Raw genomic sequence first — 17,411 nt, forward strand, 5'->3', positions numbered from 1 at the left:
ATGAGTGCGCAAATGGCTGAAACTCGCATGCCCCGGCAGGAATACATGGTCCTTCGGGATCAACGGGCTTCAGCCATTCGACGGCGTCACGGCATGGGGTGCGGCCCGTGTTACTGCAGAACCTCCGCCAGGAAGGCTGCAGTGTGGCTTTGGGTGGACTTTGCCACCTGCTCCGGAGTGCCGGTGGCAATGATCTGGCCGCCGCCTGACCCGCCATCCGGCCCCAGGTCCACGATCCAGTCCGCACTCTTGATCACATCGAGATTGTGCTCGATGGTGATGACCGTGTTGCCCTTGTCCACGAGGCCCTGCAACACCAGGAGGAGCTTGCGGATGTCCTCGAAGTGCAGTCCTGTGGTGGGCTCGTCCAGGACGTAGATGCTCCGGCCGTTGGAGCGCTTTTGCAGTTCCGCGGCAAGCTTCACGCGCTGCGCCTCGCCGCCGGACAACGTGGTGGCGGGCTGGCCCAGGCGCACATAGCCCAGGCCGACTTCGACCAGGGTGTTGAGGTGCCGGGCGATCGGCGAGAAAGCGGCGAAGAATTCCGCGCCTTCTTCGATGGGCATGTTCAGCACATCGGCGATGGTCTTGCCCTTGTAGTGGACCTCCAGGGTTTCCCGGTTGTAGCGGGCGCCGTGGCACACTTCGCACGGGACGTAAACGTCGGGCAGGAAGTTCATTTCGATCTTCAGCGTGCCGTCGCCCGAGCACGCTTCGCAACGGCCGCCCTTGACGTTGAAAGAGAACCGCCCGGGCTGGTAGCCGCGGACTTTGGCCTCGGTGGTTTCGGCGAACAGCTTGCGGATGTTGTCGAACACGCCCGTGTAGGTAGCCGGATTTGACCGCGGCGTGCGCCCGATGGGGCTTTGGTCCACGTGCACCACCTTGTCCAGGTGTTCAAGGCCCTGGATGGTGCGGTGGCGGCCGGCCACCTGCTTGGCGCCGTTGAGTTTGTTGGCCAGCACCTTGTACAGAATTTCATTGACCAGCGTGGACTTGCCGGATCCGCTGACGCCCGTGACAGCCGTGAAGAGCCCCAGCGGGAACGCGGCATCCACATTGACGAGGTTGTTTTCGCGGGCGCCGATGACCTTGAGCTCGCGCTTTTTGTCGTACTTGCGCCGTTTCTTGGGGATGTCGATCTTCTTGCGGCCGGAGAGATAGTCACCGGTGAGGGATTCCGTGTTCTCCAGCAGTTCGGCATACGAGCCCGAGTGCACCACCTGGCCGCCGTGCTCGCCGGCGCCGGGGCCGATGTCCACGATCCAGTCGGCCTCTTGGATGGTGTCCTCGTCGTGCTCCACCACAATGAGGGTGTTGCCCAGATCGCGGAGGCGCGTCAGGGTTTCGATGAGGCGCCGGTTGTCACGCTGGTGCAGGCCGATGGACGGTTCATCCAGCACGTAGAGGACACCAACGAGCCCGGAACCGATCTGAGTGGCAAGCCGGATGCGCTGTGCCTCGCCGCCGGACAGCGTCCCGGAGGGGCGTTCCAGGTTCAGGTACTCCAGGCCGACGTCGAGGAGGAAGGTCAGGCGCGCCTGGATCTCCTTGAGCACCTGGTTGGCGATCTGGGCTTCCCGCCCGGTGAGGACCAGGTTGTTGAGGAAGTGCGCGCACTCGCGCATGGGCAGGGCGGCGACGTCGGCAATGGACTTCCCATTGATCAGCACTGACAGCGAGGCCGGGTTCAAGCGGGCGCCGTTGCAGGCGGGGCAAGGGATCTGCCGCATGTACTCTTCGTAACGGTCCCGGGCCTTGTCCGAGTCGGTCTCAAGGTGCTTGCGGTGCACGTACTGCACCACGCCCTCGAAGCCCGTGCTGTACTTCCGTTCCCGGCCGAAGCGGTTGCGGTACTGGACAACAACCTTATGGTCCTTGCCGTGAAGCACCGTCTGGCGGATCTCGGCGGGGAGCTTTTCCCACGGGGTTTTCATGGAGAAATCCAGCTCTTTGGCGAGGCCGCCGAGGAGCCTGTTCCAGTACTCGGTGGTGGCGGTGCCCAGGGACCAGGGCGCAATGGCGCCTTCGCCCAGGGAAAGCTGCGGATTGGGAATGATCAGTTCCTCGTCGACCTCCAGCTTGGTGCCGATGCCGCTGCAGGCGGAGCAGGCCCCAAACGGGTTGTTGAAGGAGAACGAACGCGGCTCGATCTCATCGATCGCGAGGGGGTGTTCGTTCGGGCAGGCCAGGTGTTCGGAGAACGCGCGGATCCGCTCGGGATCGTCCGCGTCAAGGCTGACAAATTCGGCCAGCACGCGGCCCTCGGCCAGCCCCAGTGCCGTTTCCACTGAGTCTGTGAGCCGCTGGCTGATGCCTTCCTTGACCACCAGGCGGTCAACCACCACCTCGATGGTGTGCTTGAACTGCTTGCCGAGCTTGGGCGGTTCGCTGAGTTGGATAAGCTCGCCGTCCACACGTGCGCGCGAGTAACCCTTTGCCGTCAGTTCCTTGAAGAGGTCAACGAACTCGCCCTTACGTCCACGAACCACGGGGGCGAGCACCTGGAACCGGGTGCCTTCGGGCAACTCGAGCAGTTGGTCCACGATCTGCTGCGGGGTCTGCTTCGCCACCGGCTGGCCGCAGATCGGGCAGTGCGGACGCCCCACCCGGGCCCACAGCAGCCGCATGTAGTCATAGATCTCGGTGATGGTGCCCACTGTGGACCGGGGATTCTTGCTGGTGGACTTCTGGTCGATGGAGACGGCCGGGGAGAGTCCTTCGATGAAGTCCACGTCCGGTTTGTCCACCTGCCCCAGGAACTGCCGCGCGTAGGCGGACAGGGATTCCACGTAGCGGCGCTGGCCCTCGGCGAAGATGGTGTCAAACGCCAGGGAGGACTTCCCGGACCCCGAAAGTCCGGTGAAGACAATCATGGAGTCACGGGGCAGGTCCAGGTCAACGTTGCGCAGATTGTGCTCCCGGGCCCCCTTCACGACGAGCCGGGACAGGTCCGGACGCGCTGGCGCGGCACGGTTGAGGGGAACGACGGCGGAGCGGTCATCAACGGCTGGTTCTTCAGCTACAGCTTTAGGCACCCACTAATGCTAATCGAAAACTTCTTCGAACTTCCATGAGGGGCCCTATTCGGCGTCGTAGGCGGCGGCCAGCAGCTGAACCGCCTCGGCAAAACTGGCTCCCTGGGCCTTGGCGGCGCTTGCGAACTGGGCGGCGGCGGCAGTCAGAGAGGTCCAGGCCTCATCCCGGGCACACACCGTGGTGCCGTGCCGTCCCCTCGTGGCAACCACCCCCGCGGCCTCGAGCTCCTTGTACGCCCGGGCCACCGTGTGCGGGGCGACCCCGAGCTCGGCGGCAAGGCTTCGCACCGCGGGGAGGCGGGTGCCGGGGACCAATGCCCCGCTGTCCGCCCGTTCAATGATGTTCAGGCGCAGTTGCTCGAACAGCGGCACGGAGCTGGCCTGGTTTGGCTTCCAGGATCCGGGAAAGCCAACCTCGCCGCTCATAGGCCGGGTTCCTCAGCCGGGCGAAGTTCTTCCCGGCCGCTGGACTCGGCGTCATACAGCCTGCTGTAGAACCCGCTGGCTGCAAGCAGCTCCTCGTGGGTTCCCTGTTCTACGATCCGTCCGTGGTCCATGACGAGAATTACATCAGCGTCACGCACGGTGGACAAGCGGTGCGCAATGATGAAGCTGGTGCGACCCTGCCTCAGGCGCTGCATGGCGTCCCGGATCTGCATCTCCGTGCGCGTGTCCACCGAGCTCGTCGCCTCATCCAGGACGAGGATGCTGCGGCCCGCCAGGTACGCCCTGGCGATCGTGATCAGCTGGCGCTGCCCCTCGCTGAGTGAGCCGCCGTCGTTTCCCAGAATCGTGGCGTAACCATCCGGAAGGGATCTGACAAAGTGGTCCACGAGGGTGGCTTCGGCGGCACTGACGATGTCGGCATCGCGGGCCCCCAGCCTGCCGTACTCGATGTTTTCCCTGATGGTGCCCGTGAACAGCCAGGCGTCCTGCAACACCATCCCGATGGTGGAGCGCAGCTCGTCCCGGGCCCGTGTGGCGATGTCCACCCCATCGATGGTGATTCGGCCGGAATCGAGCTCGTAGAACCTCATCAGGAGATTCACCAGGGTGGTCTTTCCGGCGCCGGTGTGCCCGACGATTGCCACCGTCTGACCGGGCTCTGCAGTGAACGAGAGGTCACGGACCACAGGCGTGCCAGTGCTGTAACCGAACGTCACGTGCTCGAACATCACGCGCCCGCCGGCTCCAGGCCCCGTCCCGTCGGTGGTGTCAACCGGAAGCTCCGCCGGGATTTCGGCAGCGTCAAGCAAGTCGAAGACCCGTTCCGCCGAGGCGATGCAGGACTGCATCAGCGTGAGCATCCCGCCGATCTGTCCGATGGGCTGGCTGAACAGCCGGCTGAACTGAATGAACGCCTGCACCCCGCCGATGGTCAAGGCTCCGGCCGCCACCTGGAGCGCGCCGACCACCACCACTGCGATGTAATTGACGTTGGAGACAAAGACCAGCAGCGGCTGGACCACTCCGGAGGCATACTGGGCACGGGCGCTGGCCTGGAAGAGCCGGTCGTTGCTGGCGGTGAATGTCTCCATGGCCATGCCCTGCCGGCTAAAGGCCTTGAGCACCTCGTGACCGGTGATGAACTCTTCGAGGTGCGAGTTCAGTTCGCCCGTGGTGTGCCACTGGGCGGCAAAGTGCGCCTGCGACTTCCGCGCCACAAGGACGGTAATCAGGGTGGAGAGCGGAACGGTCACCAGGGCGATGACCGCCAGCAGGGGTGAAAGCCACAGCATCATGGTGAGCGCCCCGAGAAGCATCAACACGGAGAGGATCAGCTGGTTAAGCAACTGGTTGAGCGCCTGGGAGATGTTGTCCACGTCGTTGGTGGCCCGGCTGAGCACGTCGCCCCGCCGTTGTTCGTCGAAGTGGGCGGACGGGAGACGGTGGAGCTTCGCCTCAACGGAAGCCCTCAGCCCGTAGCTGAGCCGTTGGACCGCCGTGGCCGTCAAGGCGCCCTGCGTCCAGCTGAAGAGGGAAGCGCCCAAGTACATCAGAGACACCACCAACAGCAGCCCGGCCAGCTTGGGTTCGTTGAAGGTCCCGCCAAATACACCTTCAACAACGACGTCGGTGGCGTCACCGAGCAGTTTCGGCGCGCTCACGTTGAGCACCACAAAGGCGCACGTTGCCGCGACCGCCGCCAGCATCCTTCCCCTCATGGGGGCCAGGAGTCCCAGCAGCCGCCTGCTGATGGCCCAGGAACCGGGCCCCGGGGGTGCGGACGCCGTCGTCGTCACAACATGCCCCCCAATGCGAGCTGGGAGGCGGCAATTTCCCGATAGGCGGAGGATGCATCCATCAGTTCCAGATGCGTCCCCTGTGCCGCCACCCTGCCGTTGCTGAGAACCAGGATGAGGCCTGCATCAAGGATCGTTGCCACCCGCTCCGCCACCACGATCACGGTGGCGCGCCGGATAAGCGGTGCCAGCGCGCTCCGCAGCCGGGCGTCCGTGGAGTAGTCCAAGGACGAAAAGCTGTCATCAAAGAGGTACACCGGCGCGTCGCGGAGCAGGGCACGGGCGATGCACAGGCGCTGGCGCTGGCCGCCCGAGAAATTCGTTCCCCCCTGCCGTACCGCCGCATGCAGTCCGTCCGGCAGCTCCTGCACGAAATCTTCGGCCTGGGCGGTCCGCAGCGCCTGCATGAGCTCCGCATCGCTCGCCTCTGGAGCGGCGATCCGGAGGTTCTCGGCCACGGTGCCGGAGAAAAGATGGGCATGCTGAGGCACCAGCGACAAGGAATTCCTCAGCTGCTCCAGCGGCACCGAGCGGACATCGCGGCCGCCGAGCAAGACTTCGCCCCCGGTGGGGTCAAGGAAACGGGGCAGCAGGCTGAGCAGGGTCGATTTGCCGCTGCCGGTGGCGCCGATGATGGCCGTCGTGGCCCCGGGGACCGCGGTGAAGCTGATGCCGTCCAGAACGGGAGCTTCGGCGCCGGGGTAGGCGAACGAGACGTTGCGGAATTCCACGGTGCCCGGCGTGGCACCGGCCCCGGCACCCGCCAGGGCATCGTTCGCGCCGGCAGCCACTGAACCGGCCTGCGCCGGCACCTGGACCGTTCCGGGGTCGGCGATCGACGGTTCCGTATCCAGCACCGCCTGGATCCGCTCCGCGCAGACCGCTGCGCGGGGCGCGTTCATCAGCACGTACATCGCCATCATGATGGCGATGAGGATCTGCAGGATGTAGGCAATGAAGGCAGTCAGCGCCCCCACCTGCATCTCCCCCGTCTGGATGCGGTGTCCGCCGAACCAGACCACGGCCACCGACGACAGGTTGACCACGATCATGATGAGGGGAAGCATTCCGGCCACCAGGAGCGCGGAGCTTAGGTTGTTCCGGGTGAACTGGCGGTTGACTGCGCGGAAACGGCGGATTTCGTGTTCCTGCCGGACGAAGGCGCGGATCACGTTGGCACCGATAATCTGTTCCCGCAGTATGCGGCTGATCCGGTCAATCAGGACCTGCCCCTGCCGGTAGAGGGGCACCAGCCGGCGCACGATCAGGAACATGATCAGCACCAGCATGGGCACGATGGCCACCAGGATGCCGGACAGCACCACGTCCTGGTTCAAGGCCAGCACGATTCCGCCGATGCCCATGGCCGGCGCGGCCACCAGCATGGTGAAGACCAGCACAGCCAGGGCCTGGATCTGCTGAACGTCGTTGGTGGCCCGCGTCACGAGGCTGGTGGCCCCGAAGCCGCCTACCTCCTGGGAGGACAGGGCCTGTACTTTGGCAAACAGTTCCTGCCTCAGCTGGCGCCCGAGCCGCATGGCGACGAAGGCGCTGAGGTAGCCCGCAGCCACGGCGGCCGCAACCTGCGCGGCTGCGATGCCGGCCATCAACCCGCCCAGCCGCAAAATGAGGCCGGTGTCCCCTTTGACGATTCCGTCGTCAATGATGGAGGCATTAAGGGTCGGCAGCAGCAGGGTGGCCGTGGTCTGGGCGAACTGGAGCAGCACAATTGCCAGCACTTTCGCGCGGTGCGCGGCGAGCAGCCGCGTCATCATGCGTAGCAGCACCAAACCTCCCTCGCTAGATCACGGAACAGATCCAGAACCAGCTAGATGCCCCCGCCTCGGCCGTTTCGTCATTGTAAGCCCACAAACCCTGCAGGTTTTGTCATGTGAATGACAAAGCCGTGGCAGGCTTCTCAGCCGAATTTCCGCGCCACCGCGAAGATCCGCCGGAACGGAAAAACCGTCCCGTGCGGGGTGGGCGGATAGGCCTCTCTCAAGCGCGCGGAATACTCCTCCTCAAACGCCGCACCCTCCTCGGCCCCCAGCGCGGCGAGCACCGGCCGGAGCCCCGTTCCGCGGACCCACTCCAGGACGGGGTCCGGGCCCTGCATGACCTGACAGTAGGTGGTCTCCCAGGCTTCCGCCTGACAGCCGGCATCCAGCATGATCCGCAGGTATTCCACCGCCTCGCCCACCGCGTCTTCGTGCCTGAGCACGCCATCCAGGGCTTCGAGCCACTGCGCTGACTCCGCGACCTGCCGCATCAGGGCGTGCGAGGGCGCGTTGAAGTTGCCGGGGACCTGGAGCGCAAACCAGGCGCCGGGTCTGAGGGCAGCCAGCCAGCGGGCCAACAAATCTCGATGCCCCGGAACCCACTGCAGGGCGGCGTTGGTCACCACCACATCGGTGCGGCCTGAGGGCATCCAGTGCGCAATGTCGGCGAGGGTAAAGCTGAGGTTGGGCCTGGCGGCGGCCAGCTCCGCCGCCTTGTGGAGCATGGCCTCCGAGGCATCGATCCCCACAACGTCCGCGCCGGGCCACCGGTCAGCGAGGGTGGCCGTCAAATTTCCGGGCCCGCAGCCCAGATCCACCACATGCCGGGCATCATCCTTGAGCACGCGCCCGGTGAGGTCGAAATACGGTCGGTCCCGGTAATTGCCGAACTCCGCATATTTAGCAGGATCCCATTTCACGACTTCCTCCAATGGCTCGCGCTATTGCCCCACCGTGAGCCTAGCCCCGCCTGCCGCCGCTACCAAGATCGAACCGCCCTCGGGCCGCCCCGGGCACTAAGCTTGAAATCAATGAAACTCGTTGAGCAGCTCCCCGTCCCCGCCGCACGGTCCGCCGAGGGGAACGCCCACGATCCGGACGAGCTGTACACCCGGTTCGTCGAGTGGACCGAAAGCCGCGGACTGACCCTCTATGCGGCCCAGGATGAGGCCATCATGGAACTGGCGTCCGGCGATAACGTCATTCTGGCCACTCCCACCGGCTCCGGCAAGTCCCTCGTGGCAATCGCCGCCCACTTTCAGGCGATGGCTCGTGGCGAACGCAGCTACTACACCGCCCCCATCAAAGCGCTGGTGTCCGAGAAGTTCTTTGCGCTCTGCGAGATCTTCGGCGCCGGAAACGTGGGCATGATCACCGGTGACTCCGGCGTCAACCAGGACGCTCCCATCATCTGCTGCACCGCCGAGATACTCGCGAACATCGCTCTCCGCGAGGGTTCCGCCGCCGACCTTGGCTCCGTGATCATGGATGAATTCCATTTCTATTCGGATCCGCAGCGCGGCTGGGCGTGGCAGGTTCCATTGCTGGAACTCCCCCAGGCGCAGTTCCTGTTGATGTCGGCCACGCTGGGCGACGTCAGCCGCTTCGAGACGGGCCTCACCGAACTCACGGGACGCCCGACGACCACCGTCAGTTCCGCTGAGCGTCCCATTCCGCTGCACTACTACTACCAGCAGACCCCCGTCCACGAAACCCTCGAGGAGCTGCTGTCCACCAAGCAGGTCCCGGTCTACGTTGTGCACTTCAGCCAGTTGGAAGCCATCGATCGCGCCCAGAACCTGATGAGCGTCAATGTGTGCACCCGCGAGGAGAAGGACAAGATCGCCGAGCTCATTGCCGGGTTCCGTTTTGCCGCGGGTTTCGGCAAGACCCTGAACCGGCTGGTAAGGCACGGCATAGGCGTGCACCACGCGGGGATGCTGCCGAAGTACCGCCGCCTGGTGGAACAGCTGGCCCAGGCCGGCCTGCTCAAAGTCATCTGCGGCACCGACACCCTCGGCGTGGGCATCAACGTGCCGATCCGGACGGTGCTGCTCACTGCCCTGAGCAAGTACGACGGCGTCCGCACCCGCCTGTTGAATTCGCGCGAATTCCATCAGATCGCCGGGCGTGCCGGGCGTCCCGGATACGACACCGCGGGCACCGTGGTGGTCCAGGCGCCCGAACATGTGATCGAAAACGTCAAGGCAATGGCCAAGGCCACAGCCAAGTTCGGCGATGACCAAAAGAAGCTCCGCCAAGTGGTGAAGCGCAAACCACCGGAGGGCTTTGTGTCCTGGGGGGAGCCCACTTACAAGAGGCTGGTGGATTCAGTCCCCGATCCCCTGACCTCCAGCTTCACGGTGACCCACGCCATGCTGATGAACCTGATGGAGCGGCCCGGAGATCCTTTCAAGGCCGCACGGCGGCTGCTCACAGAGAACCACGAGCCGCGCTCATCCCAGCTGCAGCTCATGAAAAAGGCCCTCGGTATTTACCGGGAGTTGCTGGCGGCCGGAGTGGTGGAGCGCATTCCCGCTGAAGAGCAGGGACCGGACGGCAGGACGGTCAGGCTGACGGTGCATCTGCAGCCCAACTTCGCGCTTAACCAGCCGCTCTCCCCGTTCGCGCTGGCAGCACTCGAGCTCCTGGATCCGGAGTCGCCGTCGTACGCCCTCGACGTCGTGTCCGTGATCGAATCCACGCTTGAGAAGCCGCGACAGATTCTCTCTGCTCAGCAGAAGAAGGCCAGGGGCGAGGCAATCGCCGCCATGAAGGCCGACGGCATCGAGTACGACCAGCGGATGGCCATGCTGGAGGAGGTCACCTACCCCCAGCCCCTGGCCGGCATCCTCACCGAGGCATTCGATGTGTACCGCAAGGCGGCTCCCTGGATCGGGGATTTCGAGCTGGCGCCGAAGTCCGTGATCCGGGACATGTACGAGCGCGCCATGAACTTCGGCGAGTTCGTCCAGTTCTATGGCCTGGCCCGCTCCGAGGGTATTGTGCTGCGGTACCTGGCCGACGGCTTCAAGGCGCTGCGCCAAACCGTTCCCCAGGATTCCCTCCGCGAGGACCTCGAGGACCTGATCGCGTGGCTCGGCGAACTGGTCAGGCAAGTCGATTCCAGCCTCCTCGACGAGTGGGAGGAGCTGACCTCCGGGCACGCCCCCACCCGGCACGATGCCCCGCCGCCCCCGCCGCCGTCGCTGACCTCGAACATCAGGGCTTTCCGGGTGATGGTCCGGAATGAGATGTTCCGCCGTGTGGAACTGTTCGCCGATGAGGCCGCCACGGTGCTTGGCGAACTCGACGGCGGCTCGGGCTGGGACGCGGAGCGCTGGGAGGACGTCCTGGACGACTACTTCGACGAACACAATGACATAGGCACGGGACCGGACGCACGGGGCCCGGGTTTGCTGATCATCACCGAGGAACCGGGCATCTGGAAGGTCCGTCAGATCTTCGACGACCCCGCCGGCAACCATGACTGGGGAATATCGGCGGAAGTGGATCTGGCGGCATCGGACGAGACGGGGACCGCGGTGGTCCGCGTGACCGACGTCAACAGGCTCTGAGCCGCCGGTGCCGGTGTGTCCGTCCGGGGGCCGGTACAGCGCGGAATCAGTAGAGTGTTTTACAGTCCAGTATCCACAGCCTCCAACGAGGGAGAGACGAGAATCACCATGAGTGTTATCCGGCCCGCCACCGAAGCCGACGTTCCGGTCATCCTGAAGATGATCCACGAGTTGGCCGTTTACGAGAAGGAACCGGACGCTGTCCGGAACACCCCGGGGATGCTGGCAGGGGTGCTCTTCGGCGAGAGCCCCAGGGTGTTTGCCACCATGGCTGAAAACGCGGTCGGCGAGGTACAGGGCTTCGCCCTGTGGTTCCTGAACTATTCCACGTGGGAAGGCGTCCACGGCATTTACCTTGAGGATCTCTATGTCACCCCGGAGTCCCGTGGCGAGGGCCATGGCACGGCGCTCCTGAAGCATCTGGCGGCCACCGCCGTCGAACGCGGTTACGCCCGGGTCGAGTGGAGCGTCCTGGACTGGAACGAGCCGTCCATTGAGTTCTACAAGGGCCTGGGTGCCCATCCCATGGATGAGTGGTCCATGTTCCGCCTGACTGGAGCCGCGCTGGAGACTTTTGGCGCTCCCGCTCCGCTCCGGTCCCCGGCCGGGGTCCGCGCGGAAGCCAGGATCAATGGCTGACGTGGCCTCCGCGCGGCCCTCCGTGCAGCTCTCCCCCACCGGGCCGGCGTCCACGGCCTACGGCAGGGCCGCGACCAGCCACGATGTCAGGGCCCGGCACTCCTTCCGCGGGATGCGAACCGTCGAACACGTCTTCCGCGTGCCCTTGGACCACTTCGGAACGGGCCCGGAGAACATCACCCTATTTGCCCGGGAGTACGTCTCCGCCGATCACGGTGCCGCGGAGGCGGCGGAACTGCCCTGGCTGGTATATCTTCAGGGCGGCCCGGGGGGCCGGGGCAACAGACTGGCGTCACTGGGCGGCTGGACGAAGGCGGCGGCCAGGGATTTCCGGATCCTGATGCTGGACCAGCGAGGCACCGGGCTGTCATCCCCCGTTGACCGTAATACCCTCCCGCTCCGCGGTGACACGGCCGCCCAGGCCCACTACCTGACGCACTTCCGGGCCGACTCCATTGTTGCCGACGCGGAGGCAATCCGGCTGGCCCTGGGCTCGGAGCCGTGGACCGTGTACGGGCAGAGTTACGGCGGATTCTGTGCCCTCAGCTACCTGTCCTTTGCACCGGCTGGTCTGCGGGAGGTGCTCATCACCGGTGGTCTTGCGCCGTTACATGGAACCGCCGACCGCGTGTACAAGGCAACCTTCCGGCGCGTCTCGGCACGCAACGCGGAGTATTTCAGCTGGTATCCCGAGGACCGGGAGAAGGTCAACAAGATCGCCCGGCACCTCCGGACGGCGGCGGAGTTCCTGCCCGGCGGCGAACGCCTGACCGTTGAACGGTTCCAGATGGTGGGCGCGTTCCTGGGCGGCAATACCCGTGTGGACGCGCTTCATCACCTGTTGGAGGACGCCTTCATTCCAGCGCCCGGCGGTGAGCGCCTTTCGGATCAGTTCCTCGAGCAGGTCTACGGGCTGGTCTCGCGCTCCGCGAACCCCCTGTACGCGCTGATGCACGAGTCCATCTACGGGCAGGGGCAGGCCACGCAGTGGGCGGCCTGGCGGGTCCTGAACGACTTCCCCGAATTCCGCCCCGAAGCGCCGCAACTTCTGCTGACCGGGGAAATGGTTTATCCCTGGTACTTCGAACAGGACAAAACCCTGGCGCCCCTGGGGGATGTTGCGCAACACCTGGCAGAAAAGAAGGACTGGGCCCCTCTCTACGATCCGGCGCAGTTGGCCGCGAACACGGTCCCGGTCGCCGCGGCGGTGTACAGCGAGGACATCTACGTCGACAGGAACTTATCGCTGGAGACCGCCGCGGCCGTCCGTGGACTCCAGGTCTGGGAGACAGCAGATTTCCACCATGACGGCATTGCCGACGACGGTGAGGGGATCTTCCGCCGGTTGCTGGGCATGACCCGGTCGGCCAGGAACTGAACCGCCGCTCACACCTGCAGCCCTAGATCCGGCAGGCACCGTACGACGCCACAACGGCACGGCACCGGCCCCGCTCAGGGTCCGGTGCCGTGCCGTTAGTCGTCCCGCTAATCGTCCCGCTAAGACCGCAGGCGGTCCGCCTGGCCGGGCACCGCTGCGTTTACTCGGCGTCGGTCAGGCTTTTGCGCGAGTCCTCCTCAAGCCGGGCATCCAGCTTGGCTTTCTTCGCCTTGGAACTTACCAGGCTGGCGACCACAGCCACGATGATGGTGCCGATGATGACCGCCAGGGACACGTAGGTGGGGATCTCGGGAGCCCACTCGATGTGCTGGCCGCCGTTGATGAACGGCAGTTCGTTGACGTGCATGGCGTGCAGGACCAGCTTTACGCCGATGAAGGCCAGGATCACTGAGAGTGCGTGCTTCAGGTAGATCAGCCGGTTCATCAGGCCGCCCAGCAGGAAGTACAGCTGGCGAAGACCCATGAGGGCGAAAATGTTCGCCGTGAACACGATGAAGGCGCTCTGCGTCAGCCCGAAGATGGCGGGGATGGAGTCCACCGCGAACAGCAGATCGGTCATGCCGATAGTCACGAAGACGATCAGCATCGGGGTGAAGACCTTCTTGCCGTCCACCACGGTGCGGAGCTTGCCGCCGTCGAACTTCTCGGACATCGGCAGGACGCCGCGGATCCGGGCGATGAGGGGGTTTTCCTTGTCCTCCTCGTCCTCGCCCTCGTCCTGCGCCTGCTTCCACGCGGTCCAGAGCAGGAATGCGCCAAAGATGTAGAAGACCCAGCTGAACTGCTCGATCACGATGGCGCCGAGCAGGATGAAGATGCCGCGGAGGATGAGGGCAATGATGATGCCCACCATCAGGACTTCCTGCTGGTACTTACGGGGTACCGAGAAACGCGCCATGATGATGATAAAGACGAAGAGATTGTCGATGCTGAGGCTGTATTCGGTCACCCAGCCCGCAATAAACTGCCCGCCATACTCGTTGCCCGCGAAGAGGAACATGGCCCCGGCAAACACGAGCGCGAGTGTGACGTAGAAAGCCACCCAGAGGCCGGCTTCTTTCATGGACGGCTCGTGCGGACGCTTCAGGACCAGCAACAGGTCCAGCGCGAGGATGACGCCGAGGACGACAAACGAACCGACCTCGAACCAAAGGGGAAGTGTGGGCACAGGAAAGCCTTTCGCAGGGTACAACCAATCGGTGTAAGTCTCTCCGACTGTCCCGCATCACATTGTCTCAGTGACCGTGTGCTTCCTGGCAGCCCGCTACGCCCGGCAAGGCATCTGTGCCGTGCGTGTTGACGATCGTAGCGTTTGGGATACTCCCCTACGTGCCACCCAGTTTACCCTAGGCGTGGCCGGCGGCCTGCATCTGCCGCAATTCCTTCTTCAGATCTCCCACCTCGTCCCGCAGCCGCGCGGCGAACTCGAACTGGAGTTCGCCGGCGGCGGCGTGCATCTGCTCGGTCAGTTGCTCGATCAGGCCCACCAGATCCTCGGCGGGAGCGGCGGCGAGGCCGTCCGACCGGACCTTTGACGCGCCCATTCCCTTGCCGCGCGCCTTGCCGGCCCCAGCCAGGAGCTCGCGGGTGTCCGCGTCCTCCTTGGCCAGCTGGTCCGTGATGTCGGCAATCTTCTTCCGCAGCGGCTGCGGGTCGATGCCGTGTTCCTTGTTATACGCCACCTGGATTTCCCGGCGCCGGTTCGTTTCATCGATGGCGTGCGCCATGGAGTCAGTGATGCGGTCCGCGTACATGTGCACCTGTCCCGAGACGTTACGCGCGGCACGGCCGATGGTCTGGATCAGCGACGTGGAGGACCTCAGGAAGCCTTCCTTGTCTGCATCCAGGATGCTCACCAGCGAGACCTCCGGCAGGTCGAGGCCCTCACGGAGCAGGTTGATGCCCACAAGGACGTCGAAGACGCCCATCCGGAGTTCGCGGAGCAGTTCCACGCGGCGAAGCGTGTCCACGTCCGAGTGCAGGTATTCGACCTTCACTCCGTGTCCCAGCAGGTAGCCGGTGAGGTCCTCAGCCATCCGCTTGGTGAGGGTGGTAACCAGGACGCGCTCGTTCTTCGCTGTCCGGGTTCTGATCTCGCCCAGCAGGTCGTCGATCTGGCCTTTGGTGGGTTTGACCACCACTTCGGGGTCTATCAGGCCGGTGGGGCGGATGATCTGCTGCACGAAGCCGTCCGATTTGCCGAGCTCGTACTTGCCGGGGGTGGCGGACAGGTAGACGGTCTGGCCGACGCGTTCGAGGAATTCGTCCCATTTGAGCGGACGGTTATCCATGGCCGAGGGTAGCCGGAAGCCGTAATCCACCAGATTCCGTTTGCGCGACATGTCACCCTCGTACATGGCGCCGATCTGCGGCACTGTGACGTGGGACTCATCGATGACCAGCAGGAAGTCATCCGGGAAGTAGTCGAGGAGGCAGTGCGGCGCGGTCCCGCGGGCGCGGCCGTCGATGTGCGACGAGTAGTTCTCGATGCCGTTGCAGAAGCCCATCTGCTGCATCATTTCGAGGTCATAGGTGGTGCGCATACGCAGGCGCTGGGCCTCCACAAGCTTGTTTTGGCTTTCCAGGACCTTGAGCCTGTCAGCGAGCTCGTCCTCGATCCGTTTGATGGCCCGGCCCATCCGCTCCGGCCCGGCCACATAGTGCGAGGCCGGGAAGACGTACATTTCTTCTTCGTCCCGGATCACCTCGCCGGTCAGCGGATGCAGGGTGTGGATGTTCTCGATCTCATCGCCAAAGAATTCGATCCGGATGGCCAGTTCCTCGTACATCGGGATGATTTCCACGGTGTCGCCGCGGACGCGGAACGTGCCGCGGTGGAAGTCCATGTCGTTGCGTGCATACTGCATGGACACGAATTTCCGGAGCAGATCGTCGCGGTTCATCTCCGCCCCCTTGCGGAGCGTCACCATGCCCGCGATGTACTCTTCCGGCGTGCCCAGGCCGTAGATGCAGGACACGGTGGCGACCACGATGACATCGCGGCGGGTCAGGAGGGCATTGGTGGCGGAGTGGCGGAGCCGTTCGACCTCCTCGTTGATGGAGGAGTCCTTCTCGATGAAGGTGTCGGTCTGCGCCACGTAGGCCTCAGGCTGGTAGTAGTCGTAGTACGACACGAAGTACTCGACCGCGTTGTTCGGGAGCAGCTCTCGGAATTCGTTGGCCAACTGTGCGGCGAGCGTCTTGTTCTGGACCATCACCAGGGTGGGCCGCTGGACCTGCTCGATCAGCCACGCCGTCGTCGCGCTTTTACCGGTGCCGGTGGCACCCAGCAGCACCACGTCCTTTTCACCGTTCTTGATGCGGTCGGTGAGCTCGGCAATTGCGGCGGGCTGGTCCCCGGCCGGCTTGAACTCGCTGATGACCTCGAAGGGCGCCACGACGCGGTTGATTTCCTGCGCAAGACTCATGTATCTAATCTACCGCCAGCCACTGACAAGAATCGGGGATTCAGCTTTGGGCTGTACCCCGGAAGGGACCCCGGGCAACCGGCTCCAGGTACGACGGCGGCTGCCACCCCGTGCGCGCCACCCAGGCTTCCATGCGGGTAGCGGTGGCGGTGAACCATGCTTCCTTGTCCGCGGCGTACCCCGCCGTGGACTTGTCCACACTGTGAAGCGCCGCCACCCTGCGCTTCTCGGCCACATAGTCAGCCCGAGCCGCAGCATCATCGCGCAGCCAGTCCCGGAAGCACAATGCGAACTTCCAACCGGGAGATCCCACGGTACGGACATGGAGGTTCACCGGCCTGCCCGGATCGGCGTTGCCGTGCAGCCGCTTGCCCCACACCGAGGGATCCGGGTGGGAAGGTTTGGTGCTGTCGGCCAGGACGCCGGGCCAGCGCGGGAATCCCGTTTCGGCCAGGACCGGGGAGATACGGTCCGCCGTCTCCAGGTCCGAAACTGTCAGCTGGAGGTCGATGATGTCCTTGGCATCGAGCCCGGGGACGGCAGTTGATCCGATGTGGTCCACGGCCAAGGCATCGCCCGGCAGCGCCGCCTGCAGTCGCCCGATCAGCCGGGCTGCCTGCGCGGCCCAGGTGGGATCAGCGGGGGTCAGCACCGGCCCACCCGTCCGGGGCGCCATCCGGTGCTCCTTGAGGTTGTGGGCGAACGGCACCAGGCGGCCATCCCACAGCCGGGTGACAGCGTCCCTCAGCTGCTCCCGGCTGCCGGAGTTCTCAAGAATCACGTCTGCCGCGGCGAGGCGGACGTCGCGGGCAGCCTGGGCGGCCATCCTGGACCGGGCCTCGTCCTCGCTCATGCCCCGGTGCTCCACCATGCGCCGGATCCGCATCTCGTCCGGGGCGTCCACCACCACCACAAGGTGGAAGCCGCTGCCCTGCCCGGTCTCCACCAGGAGTGGAATGTCCTGAACCACGACGCCGCCACGGGGTGCGGCCGCGATCAGCGCGGCGGCACGCTCCCGCACCAGGGGATGGACGATGCTGTTCAGTTCCGCAAGCCGGGCGGGGTTGCCGAAAACCAGAGCCCCGAGGCGCGCGCGGTCAAGGCCGCCGGCGGCCGTCAGCATGCCCGCACCGAAAGTCTCGGTGATCCTGGCCAACCCGGGCGTACCGGGCTCCACCACCTCACGGGCAAGTGCGTCGGCGTCGACCACCACCGCGCCCAGCTCCCGCAGCCTCGACGCAACAACTGACTTCCCCGAGGCGATGCCGCCCGTCAATCCGATCTTCAGCACCCCACCAGACTAAACTG

11 protein-coding genes are annotated in these 17,411 nt (G+C 64.9%); 3 read left to right on the top strand and 8 right to left on the bottom strand.

Annotated features, from left to right (window positions below; all coding sequences use genetic code 11):
- Nucleotides 1–110: 110 nt before the first annotated feature.
- The 5 genes from uvrA to ACP4XC_RS11790 form a co-directional block, all read right to left on the bottom strand.
- Entirely contained in the window at nucleotides 111–3,038 is a 2,928-nt protein-coding gene (gene uvrA, locus ACP4XC_RS11770; RefSeq protein WP_427169768.1) for an excinuclease ABC subunit UvrA, read from the bottom strand.
- Nucleotides 3,039–3,083: 45 nt separating this feature from the next.
- On the bottom strand, nucleotides 3,084–3,464 hold the full coding sequence (locus ACP4XC_RS11775; protein ID WP_427169770.1) for a GntR family transcriptional regulator: 381 nt from the start codon (nucleotides 3,462–3,464) through the stop codon (nucleotides 3,084–3,086).
- Nucleotides 3,461–5,191: an ABC transporter ATP-binding protein gene (locus ACP4XC_RS11780; protein WP_427175095.1), complete on the bottom strand. Its 1,731-nt coding sequence runs from the start codon at nucleotides 5,189–5,191 to the stop codon at nucleotides 3,461–3,463. Before ACP4XC_RS11780 ends, ACP4XC_RS11775 begins: the two co-directional genes overlap by 4 nt.
- An 86-nt stretch (nucleotides 5,192–5,277) precedes the next feature.
- Nucleotides 5,278–7,056 carry an ABC transporter ATP-binding protein gene (locus tag ACP4XC_RS11785; RefSeq protein WP_427175096.1) on the bottom strand — a complete coding sequence of 593 codons (1,779 nt, stop codon included), beginning with the start codon at nucleotides 7,054–7,056 and terminating at the stop codon, nucleotides 5,278–5,280.
- Between the two features lie 143 nt (nucleotides 7,057–7,199).
- Nucleotides 7,200–7,979, bottom strand: coding sequence for a trans-aconitate 2-methyltransferase (locus ACP4XC_RS11790; protein ID WP_427169772.1), 780 nt, complete (start codon nucleotides 7,977–7,979; stop codon nucleotides 7,200–7,202).
- Between the two features lie 111 nt (nucleotides 7,980–8,090).
- Here ACP4XC_RS11790 and ACP4XC_RS11795 point away from each other — a divergent pair, with 111 nt between their 5' ends.
- From ACP4XC_RS11795 to ACP4XC_RS11805, 3 genes are all read left to right on the top strand, one after another.
- On the top strand, nucleotides 8,091–10,637 hold the full coding sequence (locus ACP4XC_RS11795) for a DEAD/DEAH box helicase (protein WP_427169774.1): 2,547 nt from the start codon (nucleotides 8,091–8,093) through the stop codon (nucleotides 10,635–10,637).
- 108 nt (nucleotides 10,638–10,745) lie between these two features.
- Nucleotides 10,746–11,276, top strand: coding sequence for an N-acetyltransferase family protein (locus tag ACP4XC_RS11800; protein ID WP_427169776.1), 531 nt, complete (start codon nucleotides 10,746–10,748; stop codon nucleotides 11,274–11,276).
- A 112-nt stretch (nucleotides 11,277–11,388) separates the two neighbouring features.
- A complete protein-coding gene (locus tag ACP4XC_RS11805) occupies nucleotides 11,389–12,654 on the top strand; it encodes an alpha/beta fold hydrolase (protein WP_427175097.1) in 1,266 nt (421 codons plus the stop codon).
- A 160-nt stretch (nucleotides 12,655–12,814) separates the two neighbouring features.
- Here ACP4XC_RS11805 and ACP4XC_RS11810 read toward each other — a convergent pair whose 3' ends face one another.
- From ACP4XC_RS11810 to coaE, 3 genes are all read right to left on the bottom strand, one after another.
- The gene (locus ACP4XC_RS11810) at nucleotides 12,815–13,843 is read right to left on the bottom strand and encodes a TerC family protein (RefSeq protein ID WP_427169778.1); all 1,029 of its coding nucleotides are present in this window, start codon (nucleotides 13,841–13,843) and stop codon (nucleotides 12,815–12,817) included.
- Nucleotides 13,844–14,021: 178 nt separating this feature from the next.
- Nucleotides 14,022–16,103, bottom strand: a complete 2,082-nt coding sequence (uvrB, locus tag ACP4XC_RS11815) for an excinuclease ABC subunit UvrB (RefSeq protein WP_427169780.1) — start codon at nucleotides 16,101–16,103, stop codon at nucleotides 14,022–14,024.
- 40 nt (nucleotides 16,104–16,143) lie between these two features.
- The gene (gene coaE, locus ACP4XC_RS11820) at nucleotides 16,144–17,394 is read right to left on the bottom strand and encodes a dephospho-CoA kinase (RefSeq protein ID WP_427169782.1); all 1,251 of its coding nucleotides are present in this window, start codon (nucleotides 17,392–17,394) and stop codon (nucleotides 16,144–16,146) included.
- Nucleotides 17,395–17,411: the final 17 nt, after the last annotated feature.

It is taken from the genome of Arthrobacter sp. 92, from assembly GCF_050260325.1.
GTDB lineage: Bacteria > Actinomycetota > Actinomycetes > Actinomycetales > Micrococcaceae > Arthrobacter.

Coding starts and splice junctions, on each gene's coding strand:
- ACP4XC_RS11800 (WP_427169776.1), top strand. CDS start 10,746: ATGAGTGTTATCCGGCCCGCCACCGAAGCCGACGTTCCGGTCATCCTG.
- ACP4XC_RS11775 (WP_427169770.1), bottom strand. CDS start 3,464: ATGAGCGGCGAGGTTGGCTTTCCCGGATCCTGGAAGCCAAACCAGGCC.
- ACP4XC_RS11780 (WP_427175095.1), bottom strand. CDS start 5,191: ATGCTGGCGGCGGTCGCGGCAACGTGCGCCTTTGTGGTGCTCAACGTG.
- ACP4XC_RS11805 (WP_427175097.1), top strand. CDS start 11,389: ATGCGAACCGTCGAACACGTCTTCCGCGTGCCCTTGGACCACTTCGGA.
- ACP4XC_RS11795 (WP_427169774.1), top strand. CDS start 8,091: ATGAAACTCGTTGAGCAGCTCCCCGTCCCCGCCGCACGGTCCGCCGAG.
- uvrB (WP_427169780.1), bottom strand. CDS start 16,103: ATGAGTCTTGCGCAGGAAATCAACCGCGTCGTGGCGCCCTTCGAGGTC.
- ACP4XC_RS11785 (WP_427175096.1), bottom strand. CDS start 7,056: ATGATGACGCGGCTGCTCGCCGCGCACCGCGCGAAAGTGCTGGCAATT.